The 15,975-nt window shown below is 70.2% G+C and carries 13 protein-coding genes; 7 read left to right on the top strand and 6 right to left on the bottom strand.

Annotation, left to right across the window (positions count from 1 at the left end; translation table 11 throughout):
* The 3 genes from WU80_RS20680 to WU80_RS20670 form a co-directional block, all read left to right on the top strand.
* Positions 1-496: S1 RNA-binding domain-containing protein (locus tag WU80_RS20680; RefSeq protein ID WP_156349686.1), on the top strand; the 496-nt coding region annotated here is incomplete at its 5' end.
* 12 nt (positions 497-508) lie between these two features.
* Entirely contained in the window at positions 509-1,723 is a 1,215-nt protein-coding gene (gene coaE, locus WU80_RS20675; protein WP_055404954.1) for a dephospho-CoA kinase, read from the top strand.
* Between the two features lie 6 nt (positions 1,724-1,729).
* Positions 1,730-2,695 (top strand): DUF2889 domain-containing protein, encoded by a 966-nt coding sequence (locus tag WU80_RS20670; RefSeq protein ID WP_055404955.1) that lies wholly within the window; start codon positions 1,730-1,732, stop codon positions 2,693-2,695.
* Positions 2,696-2,723: 28 nt separating this feature from the next.
* On the opposite strand, the gene WU80_RS20665 is transcribed toward WU80_RS20670, so the two are convergent.
* The 3 genes from WU80_RS20665 to WU80_RS20655 are packed head-to-tail and all read right to left on the bottom strand — an operon-like array spanning position 2,724 to position 4,575.
* Positions 2,724-3,134 (bottom strand): hypothetical protein, encoded by a 411-nt coding sequence (locus WU80_RS20665; RefSeq protein ID WP_055404956.1) that lies wholly within the window; start codon positions 3,132-3,134, stop codon positions 2,724-2,726.
* 11 nt (positions 3,135-3,145) lie between these two features.
* Positions 3,146-4,150: a non-homologous end-joining DNA ligase gene (ligD, locus tag WU80_RS20660; protein WP_082459963.1), complete on the bottom strand. Its 1,005-nt coding sequence runs from the start codon at positions 4,148-4,150 to the stop codon at positions 3,146-3,148.
* Positions 4,135-4,575 carry a DUF402 domain-containing protein gene (locus WU80_RS20655; protein ID WP_055404957.1) on the bottom strand — a complete coding sequence of 147 codons (441 nt, stop codon included), beginning with the start codon at positions 4,573-4,575 and terminating at the stop codon, positions 4,135-4,137. The genes ligD and WU80_RS20655 overlap by 16 nt, the downstream gene beginning before the upstream one ends.
* Before the next feature lie 84 nt (positions 4,576-4,659).
* On the opposite strand from WU80_RS20655, the gene WU80_RS20650 reads away from it, so the two are divergent.
* The gene (locus WU80_RS20650; RefSeq protein ID WP_156349687.1) at positions 4,660-5,406 is read left to right on the top strand and encodes an SDR family oxidoreductase; all 747 of its coding nucleotides are present in this window, start codon (positions 4,660-4,662) and stop codon (positions 5,404-5,406) included.
* Between the two features lie 12 nt (positions 5,407-5,418).
* Here WU80_RS20650 and WU80_RS20645 read toward each other — a convergent pair whose 3' ends face one another.
* A complete protein-coding gene (locus WU80_RS20645) occupies positions 5,419-8,010 on the bottom strand; it encodes an FHA domain-containing protein (protein ID WP_197281311.1) in 2,592 nt (863 codons plus the stop codon).
* 278 nt (positions 8,011-8,288) lie between these two features.
* On the opposite strand from WU80_RS20645, the gene WU80_RS20640 reads away from it, so the two are divergent.
* Genes WU80_RS20640 through WU80_RS20630 form a run of 3 tightly spaced genes read left to right on the top strand, consistent with a single transcriptional unit; the run spans position 8,289 to position 14,005 of the window.
* Entirely contained in the window at positions 8,289-10,325 is a 2,037-nt protein-coding gene (locus WU80_RS20640; RefSeq protein ID WP_055404959.1) for a serine/threonine-protein kinase, read from the top strand.
* A 56-nt stretch (positions 10,326-10,381) separates the two neighbouring features.
* Complete coding sequence (gene uvrB / locus WU80_RS20635; protein ID WP_055404960.1) at positions 10,382-12,538, top strand: excinuclease ABC subunit UvrB; 2,157 nt, start codon at positions 10,382-10,384, stop codon at positions 12,536-12,538.
* Between the two features lie 57 nt (positions 12,539-12,595).
* Positions 12,596-14,005 (top strand): MFS transporter, encoded by a 1,410-nt coding sequence (locus tag WU80_RS20630; RefSeq protein ID WP_055404961.1) that lies wholly within the window; start codon positions 12,596-12,598, stop codon positions 14,003-14,005.
* Between the two features lie 8 nt (positions 14,006-14,013).
* On the opposite strand, the gene WU80_RS20625 is transcribed toward WU80_RS20630, so the two are convergent.
* Positions 14,014-14,673 carry an MgtC/SapB family protein gene (locus WU80_RS20625; protein ID WP_055404962.1) on the bottom strand — a complete coding sequence of 220 codons (660 nt, stop codon included), beginning with the start codon at positions 14,671-14,673 and terminating at the stop codon, positions 14,014-14,016.
* Positions 14,674-14,787: 114 nt separating this feature from the next.
* Positions 14,788-15,975: hypothetical protein (locus WU80_RS20620; RefSeq protein WP_055405824.1), on the bottom strand; the 1,188-nt coding region annotated here is incomplete at its 5' end.

Here is a 15,975-nt window from a genome sequence, read left to right as displayed (position 1 = left end):
CGAGGGGCTGGTGCACATCTCCGAGCTCGCCGAGCGCCACGTCGAGGTGCCCGACCAGGTGGTCGCCGTCGGCGACGACGCCATGGTCAAGGTCATCGACATCGACCTGGAGCGCCGCCGGATCTCGTTGTCGCTCAAGCAGGCCAACGAGGACTACACCGAGGAGTTCGACCCGGCGAAGTACGGCATGGCCGACAGCTACGACGAGCAGGGCAACTACATCTTCCCCGAGGGCTTCGACGCCGAGACCAACGAATGGCTCGAAGGTTTCGACGCCCAGCGCGCCGAGTGGGAGGCCCGCTACGCCGAGGCCGAGCGCCGGCACAAGATGCACACCGCGCAGATGGAGAAGTTCGCCGCGGCCGAGGCGGCCGGGCACGGCGCCGAGCAGTCGTCGGCCAACGGCGGTGCGCGCGAGGAGAAGGCGGCCGGCGGGTCGCTGGCCAGCGACGCCCAGTTGGCCGCTCTGCGGGAGAAGCTCGCCGGCAACGCGTAATAGCGTTCAGGCATGCTGCGTATCGGGTTGACCGGCGGCATCGGCGCCGGCAAGTCGGCCCTGTCGGCCACCTTCGCCAAATGCGGGGCCGTCATCGTCGACGGCGACGTGATCTCGCGCGAGGTGGTCCAGCCGGGCACCGAGGGCCTGAAGGCGCTCGTGGCGGCGTTCGGCGACGACATCCTGCTGCCCGACGGGTCACTGGACCGTCCCGCCTTGGCGGCCAAGGCCTTTGCCGACGACGAGGCGCGGCAGCGGCTGAACGGCATCGTGCACCCGCTGGTCGGCAAGCGCCGCGCCGAGATCATCGCCTCGGTGCCCGAGGACTCGGTTGTCGTCGAAGACATTCCGCTGCTGGTGGAATCCGGGATGGCGCCGCTGTTCCCGCTCGTGGTCATCGTGTACGCCGACGTCGAGGTGCGGCTGCGGCGGCTCATCGAGCAGCGCGGCATGCCCGAATCCGACGCCCGCGCCCGGATCGCCGCGCAGGCCAGCGACGAGCAGCGCCGTGCCGTCGCCGACATCTGGGTGGACAACTCCGGCAGCCCGGACGACCTGGTGCAACGCGCCCACGACGTGTGGGACAACCGCATACTGCCCTTCGCGCACAACCTGAGCCGGCGCCAGGTCGCCCGGGCGCCGGTGCGGGTGGTGCCGCCCGATCCGAGCTGGCGCGACGATGCGCAGCGCATCGTCAACCGGCTGAAGACAGCCTGCGGACACCGGGCCATCCGGGTGGACCACATCGGTTCGACCGCCGTGGCGGACCTGCCCGCCAAGGACGTCATCGACGTGCAGGTCACCGTCGAATCCTTGGCCGTGGCGGACGAAGTCGCCGAGTCGTTGTTGTCGGTGGGTTATCCGCGCCTGGAACACATCACAGCCGACGCCGCCAAGCCCGACGCCCGCAGCACCGTGCAGGATTTCGACCACAGTGACGATACCGCGTTGTGGCACAAGCGAATTCACGCCTCGGCCGATCCTGGAAGGCCGACCAACGTACACATCCGGGTCGCGGGCTGGCCCAATCAGCAGTTCGCTCTGCTCTTCGTCGACTGGCTCAATGCGAATGCCGACGTGCGCGAGCAGTATTCGCGGATGAAACGGGAAGCCGACGCAGCCGCCGGCGGCGACATCATGCGCTATATCACCGCCAAAGAACCGTGGTTTCGTGACGCCTACCGGCAAGCCTGGGAATGGGCCGACACCACTGGCTGGAAGCCCTGAGCCGCCATGCCATTCGTCGACCACATCCTGGGCCCGCGACGGCCCTACGGCGACGAGGCGCCGCGGCTGGTGGCGGGCCGGCGGCGGCGCACCAGCACCATCGACACCCATCCGGATGGGGCGCGCGGCGCAATGGCGGACCTGCGGGCGCGCGACGTGGTGGGCGCCGAGGACGGACGTGTCGAGGTACTCGGCCAGGTCCGAGTGCGGGCACACCTCACCGATCAGGTCGTCGACGACATCACGTCGACCGCTTGTCTGGACGCGCTGCTGGGCTGTCGGGTCGGCGCCGGATTCCGGGCGACGGTTGGCCGGCTGTTCCCGCAGCAGGCAGAGCAGGCCACCCTGCTGCACCTGCTGCTCGACGACTGGGTCGGTGCGACCCTGGTGTCCGGATACGCCACCCAATACGCGGCGATCATCGAGGGCATCGAAGAGAAGATGCCGCCGGGCATCGCCGACCGGATGGCTGGGATCTGCGCCGGTTTCGCACCGGACGCGTCGCTGATCGCATACACCCGGCGGCACGATGTCATCCCGACGGGCCGCGGCCCGGTGGCGCCGCCGCTGAGCGGACTACACGAGGTGGAGCCGCTGCGAGCGCGTGGGATGCGCAGGTACCGGCGGCTGGATCTGGCGGACGCCGACTCCGCGTCGGCGCGGTTCCAGGCCCACTTCCGCGACTCTCACGTGGATGACGACTTGATGGAGACGATTGTGCATGAGTACACCGTCGCCGGCACGGTCGACACCTCGGCGCGGGTCATCACCGAGGTGAGCGCCGAGGTGCGGGTGTTGCCGTGGCAGGAATGCCCCGGGGCGATCGGTAGTGCGTCCCGCATCCGCGGCATGTCCCTCACCGAGTTGCGCGACCGCGTCCGCGGCGAATTCGTTGGCACCAGCACCTGCACCCACCTCAACGACACGTTGCGCACGATCGCCGATCTGGACGCCCTGATAGATAGCCGGTGAGCAGAGGTGAGGAGTCGGGCAATCGACCTCAGCCGGGTAGCGGTGCGCCGCAGGCCAGCGCGCCGTTGTTCGGGTCGGCGTTGCCGGGTGCGGGCTTGACCAGTTGGTCGGCCTGGGTGAAAACGTTGTCGTCGACGTCGATCTCGCAGTGCACGTTCGCCGAGTACGGGAAATGCAGCACTATCCGCATGCCGGCCTGCGCCGGGTCGGGCAACACCGTGTTGGCCTCGAATGCGTTGCCGGGCATGGACGGAAGGTTGGTGGTGTTCGTCTGGCCGCCGTTGATGATAAAGGTGGCCTGGCTGCCGGTGGTCAGCGCGTCGATCCGGGCGCGGTAGGTGATGTTGTGCAGGTCCGCCCGCGCGATCGCCGGACTCAGCTGGGCGCCAACGGCAATGATCGCGATGATCGGCAGCAACCTGCGGCCGGTGCAACTCATAGCTGCTGACATTACCCGCTCTCCCGCACCACGTCGCCGGCGTCCTTGTCGGTGCGGATGCCGAGGTAGCGCGGGTGGCGCAGCTTCCCGTCGCGGGTCCACTCGGTGAAGCCGATCTGGACCACCAATTCGGGGCGGGCCCACCGGGCGCCGGCCTCGCGCACCAGGCCGCGGGTGAAGGGCGGCGTGTCCCGCGCGAGGGCCGACAGCCGCCGGTGCAGGCGGCGCAGCGTGGCCTCGTCGAAGCCGGTGCCCACCTTGCCGGCGTACACCAGGTCGCGGCCGTCGTAGTAGCCCAGCAGCAACGCGCCCAGCTCGACCCGGCTGCCCCTGGGGCTGGTGTAGCCGCCGACCACGAATTCCTGGTCGCGCACGCACTTGAACTTCAGCCAGTTCTTCGAGCGGCCGCCTTCATACGTCGACTCGGCCAGCTTCGCGATCACGCCCTCGTCGCCGCGCTCGCAGGCCGCGCGGTAGGCGGCGAGGCCGTCCTCGATGCGGTGCGGGGTGTAGCGCAGCGGTCCGCCGAATTGAATCGCGTTGCGCAGCAACCGTTTACGCCACACCAGCGGTGCGTCGAGCGTCGACTTGCCGTCCAGGTGCAGCAGGTCGAAGACGTAATAGGAGACGCGGATCGGCGAGGCGCGGGCCACGTCGGGGTCGGTGATGCCCAGGCGGCCCTGCAGCCGGGCGAAGCTGGTGCGGCGGCCCTGGAACGCCACCACCTCGCCGTCCAGCACGAAGCGGGTGGCGGGCTGGGCGGCCAGCGCGTCGACCAGTTCCGGATAGGTCCCGTTGAGCGGCTGGCGGTTTCGGGACAACAGCCGCACCCGGTCGCCGTCCCGAAACGCCAGGCACCGCATGCCGTCGAACTTGCGCTCGAAGATCCATCGCGGGTCGGAGAACCGCTTGTCGGTCAGGGTCGCCAGCGTCGGGGACCGCCAGTCGGGCACCGGCTCGTCGCGCAGCGCCGCGCGCACCGCTTCGGGCAGGCCCGCCGCTACGCCTGGCGCCACGTCAGCTCCATCCCGTGGCCGGCCAGCCAGCGGGAGAGGTCATAGCCGTTGCGGGCCAACCCCGCTACGGCCTCCACGGCGCGCCGCACCGCCCGCTCCGCGGCCTCCGGGGTCAACAGGCCGTGCCGGACGGCGTCCAGCAACTCGTCGACGTCGGCCAGCTCCGCGCGGTCGCCGGTGCGCACGACGATGTCGAGGTAGTGATCCTCCGAGCGCCATACCTCGGGTCCGGGCGTGTACTCGCCGACGTCGAGGTAGTAGTCCTGATCGCGCTCATGGCCGGGGTTGAAGTGAAAGACCGTGGCGCGCAAGCCGAGTGACGGCAGCAGCCACGACTCGAGGTAATGAAACTGGGCGCGGCCGGGGGTGGGCCGGGCCACGTAAAGGCCCCACGGGTGGACCGCGTAGTCGTCCACCTCCCGCACGATGCCCTTGGGATCGGTGTTGGTGCGGGCGATCAGGTCGAACGTCTCGTGCTTCGGCGGATGGATGCCCCTACTCTAGTCATGGTGAGCGACCTCAGCGGAAAGACGGCCCTTGTCACCGGCGGGAATTCGGGCATCGGGTTGGCGGCGGCGCGGCGGCTGGCCGACGCGGGTGCCTACGTCATCCTGACCGGTCGCAACCAGGACACCATCGACGCCGCGGTGGCCTCGATCGGCGAACGCGCGACGGGCATCCGCGCCGACGTGGCCGACCCCGACGACCTGGCGGCGGTCGCCGGCGTGATCGCAGCCCGCGGAGCGGGCCTCGATGTGCTCTTCGCCAACGCGGGCGGCGGGGAATTCGCGGCGCTGGGCGAGATTTCGGTCGAACACTTCACCACCACGTTCATGACCAACGTGGGCGGCACGCTGTTCACCGTGCAAACCGTGCTGCCGCTGCTCAACCGCGGGGCGTCGATCGTGTTGACCGGCTCGACCGCCGCCTACAACGGCACCCCGGCGTTCAGCGTCTACGCGGCGACCAAGGCGGCGATCCGCTCGTTCGGCCGCACCTGGGCCGCCGAACTCGTGGACCGGGGCATTCGGGTCAACACGATCGTCCCCGGACCGGTCGAGACGCCGGGGCTGCTGGGGCTGGCGCCGGCCGGGCGCGAGCACGAGATACGCGAGGGCGAGGCGGCCAAGGTCCCGATGGGCCGCCTGGGCCGGCCCGAGGAGGTCGCCGCGGCGGTGCTGTTCCTGGCGTCGGACGACAGCAGCTTCATGACCGGCAGCGAGGTCTTCGTCGACGGTGGTGCCGAGCAAATCTAGGGGTGCCCCGGACTATCGGCGCAGGCGGATCCGCCACCGCACGAAACCGGCGTAGAACACCGACAACGCGGCCAGCATGCCCATGTCCAGCAGCCACACCTTCGGCGTGTGCCGCCAGAACCGGTCCTGGGACAGCAGCGAATCCGGCACCAGGTGCCGCAGGTCGACCGTCGACGCGGCCGCGGCGTAGCCCCAACGCGCGGGCATCGCGAACGACAGCTGGTCCAGCCCGAGCCGTCCGGTCACCGGGACCATGCCACCGCAGAGCACCAGCTGCGCCATCACCGTCACCACGAACAGGGGCATGATCTGCTCGCTGGAGCGGACCAGCGACGAAATCGCCAGGCCCAGAATGGCCGACGCCACACAGGTGGCCGCGACGGTCGCGAACAATTCGACCGTCGCCCCGGCGGTCGACTGGCCGAGCAGGACGGCGCCCCGCGTCGGCGCGCTCTTGCCGATCACCACGATCGCGGTGATGATCGCCGATTGCAGAACGGCGAACCCGCAGAACACCGCGGTTTTGGCGAGCAGGTAGGCCGTGGTGGACAGCCCCACCGCCTGTTCGCGCTGGAAGATGGCCCGCTCGCCGACCAGGTCGCGGATGGTCAGCGCGGTGCCCATGAACGCGGCGGCGGGCATCAGCAGGGCCAGAATTTGCGCCGCCTCGTCGGGCGTCCCCGCATTCGCGCCCGGCGGATGGAACCCGTTGGCGCCCGGCACCGTCAGCGAGAGCGAACCCAGGATGAACGGCAACAGCGCCAGGAAGACGAAGTAGGCGCGGTCGGCGACCACCAGGCGGATCTGCCGCCGGGCAACCGTCGAGATCTGGCGCCGCACACTGGTATGCACCGGTTCGCCCAGCGCGCCCGGCTCGTCGGCCTTGTCCGGCAACAGCTTCGGCGGCCGCTTCGCGGCGTCGCGCTGCTCCACGAACCGCCGGTTGGCCTCCTCGGGGTCCGCACCCACCTGGGTGAAGATCTTCGCCCAGTTGGTGGTGCCCATCGCCGCGCCGATCCGATCGGGCGGGCCGCAATAGGCGGTCTTGCCGCCCGGGGCCACCAGCAGCAACTGGTCGCAGGTGTCGAGGTAGGACAGCATGTGCGTCACCACGATCACCACCCGGCCGGCGTCGGCCAGCTGCCGCAGCATCATCATCACCTGGTGGTCGAGCGCCGGGTCGAGGCCGGAGGTCGGCTCGTCGAGGATCAACAGCGACGGCCCGGTGAGCAGCTCGAGCGCCACCGAGGCCCGCTTTCGCTGACCGCCGGACAGCTTGTCCACCCGGGTGTCGGCGTGTTTGGTCAGGTCGAGCTCGTCGAGGACCTGTGCGACCACCTTGGCCCGGTCGGCTTTGCTGGTGTCGGGCGGCAGGCGAAGCTCGGCTGCGTAGCCGAGCGCCTGGTTGATGGTCAGCTGCCGGTGCACCACGTCGTCCTGCGGGACCATGCCGATGCGGCTGCGCAACGACGCGTATTCGGCGTGAATGTCGTGGCCCTCGAAGGTGACCGAGCCCGAGCTGGGCGTGGTGTAGCCGGCGATGAGCCGCGCCAGGGTGCTCTTGCCGGCGCCCGAGCCGCCGATGACCGCGGTCAGGGTTCCGGGCCGCGCGATCAGCGAGATGTCGTCCAGCAGTTGTTTGCCGTTGTCGACGACGTATTCGACGTTGCGCACCTCGAGACCGCCGGTGCGGGTTGCGGTTTCGCTGCGAGGGGTCAGGGTGCCGTCGCGGCAGACCAGGTCGACGTTGCCGATGGTGACGACGTCGTCGTCGGACAGGATCGCGGAGCCGACCCGGGTGCCGTTGACGAAGGTTCCGTTGATGCTGTTGTCCCGGATCTCGGTGCCCAGCGGCGTCTGCACCAGCGTCGCGTGCCGGCGCGACGCCAGCACGTCGGAAACGACGATGTCGTTCTCCGCGGCGCGACCGATCGTCAGGGCGCCCGGGCTGCCCGCGGCCGCCGACGAGCGCGGTGAGAGCAACTTCACAAAGCGCGTGGCGAGGTTCGACACGTCGGCCGTCTTGGCGTCGACCACGGTGAGTTCGGCGGGCGGCGTCGGCGCGTGGACGACGGTCCGCTCGGCGGGCGCGACACCGCGCAGCGGGACGGCGGGGGCCGGCCCCTGGCGGGGCCGCGAAATCGGTTGCCGGGACAGCGGATTCCGCGGCGCTCCGGGCGGCCGGGGCGCCCGGGTGGGATTGGTTTGCTCGGGAAGCGCGGACCAGGCCAGCGTCGGCGGCCCGGCCGCCGGATTCGGCAGGGCCCGGCCCGGCCGGTCGGCGTAGCCCTGGCGCGGTCCGATCGCGAAGGTCAGCAGCGGTCCGCGCGGATTGCCGACGTGGATGCTCTGGCCGTCGTGGATGTCGATGACCGGCATCCGGTAGCCGTTGAGGTAGGTCCCGTTGAGCGAGCCGTTGTCGATTGCCAGCCACCGGCCTTGGTCGAACCGCAGGATCAGGTGGGCGCGCGAAATCCGGGGATCGGCGATGCGCACGTCGGCCTCGGTGTCGCGGCCGACGACCACCTCGTGGCCGGCCGCGAAGGATCGTAGGGACCCGTCGTGCCGAATCGTCAGGACGGGCGGGGCGGGGCGGGTCACCACTCAAGTATCTGTGCGCCGCCGGGGGGTTCTATTGGGAGCGGCTGTGATTTCGCTATGTGTCGGTCCGCTCACTCATAACCGTTTCATAGCTTGGCGAGGCGGACTCCCCAGCGGAATCCGGCATCATCTGAACGTAAGGGGTTGCGCCGAGGCCTTTTCCGGGCGCGCCGCGCACATCGTCGTGCCGGCCGGGGCGCCGAGGCCTGCACGCGCCCCGGTGTTGCGTGCCGTGTCGCGTTGCGGCAGGCCGGGATCGGAACGAGGGGGTGGGGCAACGGATGGACGAGGGCAAGGGCACCACCCGGCGCATCGGCGCCGGGCGGCGGTTGCTGAGTAATCGCGCGGCGCTGCGCGCGGGTTTTCAGTCGCTGCCCGCGGTGACCATCGCCCATCTGTTCCGCCGCGTCCCGCCGGTCGCTTCCACGCCGAACGCGGAGCCCCTCGAGGCGGATAGCGCCCGCCTTTCGATAAACAGCGGCGCGCCGTTCGCCGGCTACACGATCCTGCGGCAGCTGGGTGCCGGGGGCATGGCCGAGGTGTATCTGGCGCTGCATCCCCGGCTGCCACGCCGTGACGTGATCAAGGTGCTGGCGGAGGCGGTCACGGCCGATCCCGAGTTCCGGGAAAGGTTCAACCGCGAGGCCGATCTCGCCGCGACGCTGTGGCATCCCCACATCGTCGGCGTCCATGACCGCGGCGAATTCAACGGCCACCTCTGGATTTCCATGGATTACGTCGAGGGCACCGACGCCGCCCGGCTGGTCAAGGAGCTTCACCCGGAGGGCATGCCGGTCGGTGAGGTGTGCGCCATCGTCCGGGCCGTCGCGGGGGCGCTGGACTACGCCCACGACCGCGGGCTGCTGCACCGCGACGTCAAGCCGGCCAACATCCTGCTCACCCATCCCGAGGCCGGCGAGCGCCGAATCCTGTTGGCGGACTTCGGGGTCGCGCGGCACCTGGGTGACATCAGCGGGATCACCGAGACCAACGTCGCGGTGGGAACGGTGGCCTACGCGGCGCCGGAACAGTTGACGGGATCCAACATCGATGGGCGCGCGGACCAATATGCCTTGGCCGCAACGGCTTTCCACTTGCTCACCGGCGCGCCCCCGTTTCAGCACTCGAACCCGATCGCGGTGATCAGCCAGCACCTGCACGAACAGCCGCCCCGGCTCAGCGATTTCCGCCCGGAGCTGGCGCATCTCGACGACGTGTTCCGCACGGCGCTGGCCAAACGCCCCGAGGACCGGTTCGACCGGTGCCGCGCGTTCGCCGACGCGGTCGGCGAGCGGCTCGACGAGGCCGCCGCGCCCGCCCCGGGTCCCGGGCCCCGCGCCGTGTCGATGACGCGGCGACGGCGCGGACCGCGCGCCGTGGCGGCGGCGATGAACCACCGCTTCTCGGCGCGGACCCGGTGGGGGGTCGGGTTGGTGTGCGCGATGCTCGTCGCCGTCGCGGCCACCGGGTCGATCCTGTACTCGTTCGAGCCGGACACCCCGCCGGCGAACCCGGCGCTCGCGTCGAAACCGTCCGTCCCGGCGCCGAGTGCCGCGCCGGCCCGGTCCGGCGGACCGGCGCTCAACGGGGCCTACAAGCTGGACTACGACGAGAGCAAGCGGACCACCAACGGCGTCGCGATCCGCCACGACGGCCCCGCCACCGGCTGGTGGGCGTTCCGTTCGGTGTGCACCACCAACGGCTGCGCGGCCACCGGGGCCCGGCTGGACAACGCCACCCACCAAACGGCCGACGGCGGCAAGACGGACACGTTGCACTTCGTCGCCGGCTATTGGCAGGGCGCCCCGCAGCAGGACCGGCTGGCGTGCACCCCGCCCGACGGCCAGGGCGCGGCCACCCAGCAGGAGACGCTCGCGTGGTCGCTGGCGCCCCAGGCCGACGGCACGCTGCGCGGCACCGTGACCGAGACCGTGCTCAGCAACGAATGCGGCGCGCAGGGCGCCGTGGTGCGGGTGCCGGTGGTCGCCACCCGCGTCGGTGACGTGCCGGCCGGCGTCAACCTGGGCGACCCCGCCCAGGCCGTCAGCACGTCGGCGGCCGCGGCGGCCCCGGCCCCGCCCGTGCTGGGCGGGGTCTGCGGCGACGTCGGCAAGCTGGCCTACGACCCGACCAACAGCGAGCAGATCGTCTGCGAGGGCAACAGCTGGGCCAAGGCCCCGATCACGATGGGCGTGCACGCCGCAGGCAGCTCGTGCGACCGGCCCGGGACCTCGGTGTTCGCCATGACCACGTCGAACGACGGGCACCTGCTGCAGTGCGATCCCGTCACCCGAACCTGGAGCCGGCCCGGGGGATAGTGGGCGGCCAGACCGGCTCCGCGACACTTGTCGGTGCGCGGTTCTACGCTGGTGGCATGGCTTTCGCCACGGAACATCCGGTAGTCGCACATTCGGAATACCGCGCGGTCGACGAGGTCGTGCGCGTCGGCGGCCACTTCGAGGTGGTCAGCCCGCACGCGCCCGCCGGCGACCAGCCCGCCGCCATCGACGAGCTCGAACGCCGGATCAGGGCGGGGGAGCGCGACGTGGTGCTGCTCGGCGCCACCGGCACCGGGAAGTCGGCCACCACCGCCTGGCTCATCGAGCGGCTGCAGCGGCCCACCCTCGTCATGGCGCCGAACAAGACCCTGGCCGCCCAGCTGGCCAACGAACTGCGAGAGATGTTGCCGCACAACGCGGTTGAGTACTTCGTGTCGTACTACGACTATTACCAGCCGGAGGCGTACATCGCGCAGACCGACACCTACATCGAGAAGGACAGCTCGATCAACGATGACGTGGAGCGGCTGCGGCACTCCGCCACGTCGTCCCTGCTCTCGCGGCGCGACGTGGTCGTGGTGGCGTCGGTGTCCTGCATCTACGGCCTCGGCACGCCGCAGTCGTACCTGGACCGCTCGGTGGAACTCGGCGTCGGCACCGAGGTGCCCCGCGACGCGCTGCTGCGGCTGCTCGTCGACGTGCAGTACACCCGCAACGACCTGTCCTTCACCCGTGGTTCGTTCCGGGTGCGGGGCGACACCGTGGAGATCATCCCGTCCTACGAAGAGCTGGCGGTGCGCATCGAGTTCTTCGGGGACGAGATCGAGGCGCTGTACTACCTGCACCCGCTGACCGGCGACGTGATCCGCCAGGTCGACTCGCTGCGGATCTTCCCGGCCACCCACTACGTGGCCGGCCCCGAGCGGATGGCGCACGCCATCTCGACGATCGAGCAGGAGCTGGCCGAGCGGCTGGCCGAGCTGGAGGGCCAGGGCAAGCTGCTGGAGGCCCAGCGGCTGCGCATGCGCACCAACTACGACATCGAGATGATGCGCCAGGTCGGCTTCTGCTCGGGCATCGAGAACTACTCCCGCCACATCGACGGTCGCGGCCCGGGCTCGCCGCCGGCGACGCTGCTCGACTACTTCCCCGAGGACTTCCTGCTCGTCATCGACGAGTCGCACGTCACCGTGCCGCAGATCGGCGGCATGTACGAGGGCGACATGTCCCGCAAACGCAACCTGGTCGAATACGGGTTCCGGCTGCCGTCGGCCTGCGACAACCGCCCGCTGACCTGGGAGGAGTTCGCCGACCGGATCGGCCAGACGGTCTACCTGTCGGCCACCCCGGGCCCCTACGAGCTCAGCCAGGCGGGCGGGGAGTTCGTCGAGCAGGTGATCCGGCCGACCGGCCTGGTGGACCCGAAGGTCGTGGTCAAGCCCACCAAGGGGCAGATCGACGACCTGATCGGCGAGATCCGCAAGCGCACCGAGGCCGACGAGCGGGTGCTGGTGACGACGCTGACCAAAAAGATGGCCGAGGACCTCACCGATTACCTGCTGGAGATGGGCATCCGGGTGCGCTACCTGCACTCCGAGGTGGACACGCTGCGCCGGGTGGAACTGCTGCGCCAGCTGCGGCTGGGCGACTACGACGTGCTCGTGGGCATCAACCTGCTGCGGGAGGGTCTCGACCTGCCCGAGGTGTCGCTGGTGGCGATCCTGGACGCCGACAAGGAGGGCTTCCTACGGTCCTCGCGCAGCCTGATCCAGACCATCGGCCGCGCGGCCCGCAACGTCTCCGGCGAAGTGCACATGTACGCGGACTCGATCACCGACTCGATGAAGGAGGCCATCGACGAGACCGAACGGCGGCGGGCCAAGCAGGTCGCCTACAACGAGGCCCACGGCATCGATCCGCAACCGCTGCGCAAGAAGATCGCCGACATCCTGGACCAGGTCTATCGCGAGGCCGACGACAGCGAGACAGTCGAAATCGGCTCCGGGCGCAGCATGTCCCGCGGCCGGCGCGCCCAGGGCGAGCCGGGCCGCGCCGTCAGCGCCGGCGTGTTCGAGGGACGCGACACGACCAGCATGCCGCGCGCCGAGCTGGCCGACCTGATCAAGGACCTCACCGCGCAGATGATGGCCGCCGCGCGCGACTTGCAGTTCGAGCTCGCCGCGCGGTTCCGCGACGAGATCGCCGACCTGAAGAAGGAACTGCGGGGGATGGACGCCGCCGGCCTGAAATGAGTTTGCTGGCACCGGAATTCAGTTTTCCCACCCCGAAACGCCCCATACGGTAGAAGGGTGACCGACACCGCGACCGGTACCGGCGGCTGGCGTCAGCTGCTGGGGGCCAGGTACCTGAGGACGTCCGTCCTGCTGGCCGGCGGGGTGGCGCTCTACGCCACCAACGAGTTCCTGACCACCAGCTTGTTGCCCAACACCATCGCCGAAATCGGCGGCAGCCGGCTCTACGCCTGGGTGACGACCCTGTACCTGGTCGGCTCCGTGGTGGCCGCGGCGATGGTCAATCCGATGCTGGTGCGCGCCGGGCCGCGCTCGTCCTACCTGACCGGGCTCGCCGTGTTCGGCGTGTCCAGCCTGGTTTGCGCGGCGGCGCCCAACATGCAGGTTTTGATAGCTGGGCGCGCCCTGCAGGGCGTGGCCGGCGGGCTGCTCGCCGGCCTCGGATACGCGGTGATCAACACGGCCTTGCCGCGTGAGCTGTGGACGCGCAGCTCGGCGCTGGTGTCGGCGATGTGGGGCGTGGCGACGGTGGTCGGCCCCACCACGGGTGGCCTGTTCGCCCAGCTGGGTTTGTGGCGGTGGGCCTTCGTCGCGATGGCGGTGCTGACCGGCCTGATGGCCATGCTGGTGCCGGTCGCGTTGGCCCGCGTGGGGGGCGGCGGCGCTGTGGCGCCGATGAACGTGCCGGTGCGGTCGCTGCTGCTGATCGGCGCCGCCGCGCTGGCGGTCAGCGTCGCCCAGATCCCGCACAACGCGTGGGCGACGTTCGCGCTGCTGGGCGCCGGCGTCGCGCTGGTGGGCCTGTTCGTGCTCGTGGACTGGCGGACGCACGCGGCGATCCTGCCGCCCAGCGTGTTCGGACCCGGCCCGCTGAAGTGGATCTACCTGACCATGGGCGTGCTGATGGGCGCCGCGATGGTCAACACCTACGTGCCGCTGTTCGGTCAGCGGTTGGCGCATCTGACGCCGATAGCGGCGGGATTCCTGGGGGCGGCGCTGGCGCTCGGCTGGACGGTCAGCGAGATCCTCAGCGCGTCGCTGGATCGCCCCCGCACCGTCGCGCGGGTGATCGTGGCAGCGCCGATCGTGGCCGCGTCCGGGATGGCCCTGGCCGCGGTCGCCCGCCGCGGCGACGGGTCCCCCTGGACCGCCGCGCTGTGGGCGGTGGCGCTGCTGGTGGCGGGCGTCGGGATCGGGATGGCCTGGCCGCACCTGTCGGCGCGCGCGATGGCCGCGGTCGACGACCCGGCCGAGGGCGGCGCCGCATCGGCCGCGATCAACACCGTCCAGCTGGTCTCCGCGGCGATCGCGGCCGGCCTGGCCGGGGTGGTGGTCAACACCGCCAAGGGCGGCGACGGGATGGCGGCGCACTGGCTGTTCACGGTGTTCACCGCGTTGAGCGCCGCCGGGGTGGCGGCGGCCTATGGCGCAACGCGCGGGGCCCGCCGGCCGCAGCCGGTCGGCTAGCCCCTGGCTCAGTCGGGGTCGTCCTCGGTTTTCAGCACCGCCACCACCCCGTCGACCTCGCCGAACACCTGCTGGGCGTTCCCGATCTTGGCGCCCGACAGGGTCATCGTCACCCGCACCTCGCCGTCGTCGATGTCGTGCGCGTCCGCGTCCAGCTCGGTGAGCTGCCAGTTCCGCTGCCCGCAGATCCGCAGCACCTCCCGCAGCATGCCGCGACCGTTCTCGTAGATGATCTGCACCCGGACGGTGCCCCGCAGCTGCGCCGTCAGGCGACCCTCGACGGCCTTGAAGACGAGGGCGCTGACGAAGTGCAGCGCCACGACGGCGATGGCCAGCAACAGCAACCCCGCGCCCACCGCCATGCCGACCGCGGCCGATTCCCACACCGCGGCCGCCGTGGTGAGCCCGTGCACCGCCCCGCGCCGGGTGATGATGATGCCGGCCCCCAAAAAGCCGATGCCGGAAACGATTTGGGCCGCCATGCGGGACGGGTCAAGCGCGACCGTGCCGTTCGACAGCACGTCGGCGAATCCGTACTTGCTCACCAGCATGATCAGCGCCGCGGAGGTGCCCACGATCGTCTGGGTGCGCAGCCCGGCGCTCTTGCCCTGAACGGTGCGCTCCAGGCCGATCAGCGTGGTCAAACCGAACGCGGCGAACAGCTCGATGAGGTGCCGAAGCCCCTGGAACGTTGCCGCCCAGCAACGGCGCGGCCAGCCAACTGTGCATGGGTAGTCAACTACCCAACAAATTGCGGTTCACGCCGCCCGAAAAGCGCCAAATCAGCGCGTCGACTTGACCACCTGCGAGTAATGGAATTGCCATCGTTCGACAATGCGGAACCCGAGGTAACTCGGGAATCGATACGCCGGCGCCCGGCCGAATGCGGGCCCCGGCGGCAATGCCGGTCCGGATTGATGGTCGGGCAGCGACGGTTCTTTATTGGTAATGGTCCAGATCGCCGGGCATTTGTCGATTTTGGCCGTCGTCAGCCACACGGCGACGTGGCCGTCCCACAGCGTGCCCACCTTCGGCCCGTACGCGCCCCGTTCGACGTCGATCAGCGACCGGAAGGCGGCCGGCCGGGTGGCCAGCAGCGCGCGGATCGGCCCGGGTCGCCACGGCACGGTGTTGTCCACCATCAGGCAGTCGCCCGGGGCGGCGTGGGAGCTGATCAGGTCGGCGACCTGGCTGTAGTCCCAGCCCTCCTTGGCGTACGGCCAGCGCTGGACGAACAGGTAGTTCGGCACCGCGGCGACGGCGCAGACCAGCAGCACACCGGCGATGGGCCAGGTTCTGCGGGCGATCGTGACGACGCAGACCGCCAACACGGCGGCCATCGCGGGCGCGGTGAAGATCAGGTAGCGCGGGTAGTAGATCGGTTCGCTGACGGCCGAATAGACGACCACCAGGGCGGTGGGGATCACCAGCCACGCCGAGCACACGATCAGCAGCCGGCGGATGTCCCCGGCCGGCGGCCGCACCCCCGCCAGCCGGGCGGCGACGGCCGCCACTATGAGGACGGCGGACACAATGGCGAACGCGACGCTGTGGTCGAAATACTGCCGCAGGATGATGTCGAACGCGTAATGCCAACTGACCGGGTAAATCCAGTTGACCTGCCAAACCTGCGCGTGGGCGAACAGCATGAACGGCGTCATCGCCGCGACCGCGACCGCCGAGCTGATCGCCCACCGAATGACCGTGGATTTGCGCGCTTTTTCGGGCGCCAACAGCGGCACCATTACGGCATAAACGGCCACCAGCAGAACCATGTTCAGATTGAGCAGAATCGAAAGCATCAACGCCAGCGCGTAGCCGACCCACCAGCGCGGCCCGTTGCGCCGGACGGCGGCGACGAGCAACACCGTGAGCCAGACCCCGGCGGCCGCCGCGAAGGCGTAGGGCCGCGCCTCCATCCCCGCCCAGGTGGTGCGCGGCAGGATGGCGAAGATCACGCCCGCGCACAC

The sequence above is a fragment of the Mycobacterium sp. UM_11 genome, assembly GCF_001414075.1.
In the GTDB taxonomy this organism is placed as follows: Bacteria; Actinomycetota; Actinomycetes; order Mycobacteriales; family Mycobacteriaceae; genus Mycobacterium.
The sequence above is the reverse complement of the archived record's forward strand: the minus strand, read 5'-3'. Positions and strand labels throughout refer to the sequence as shown.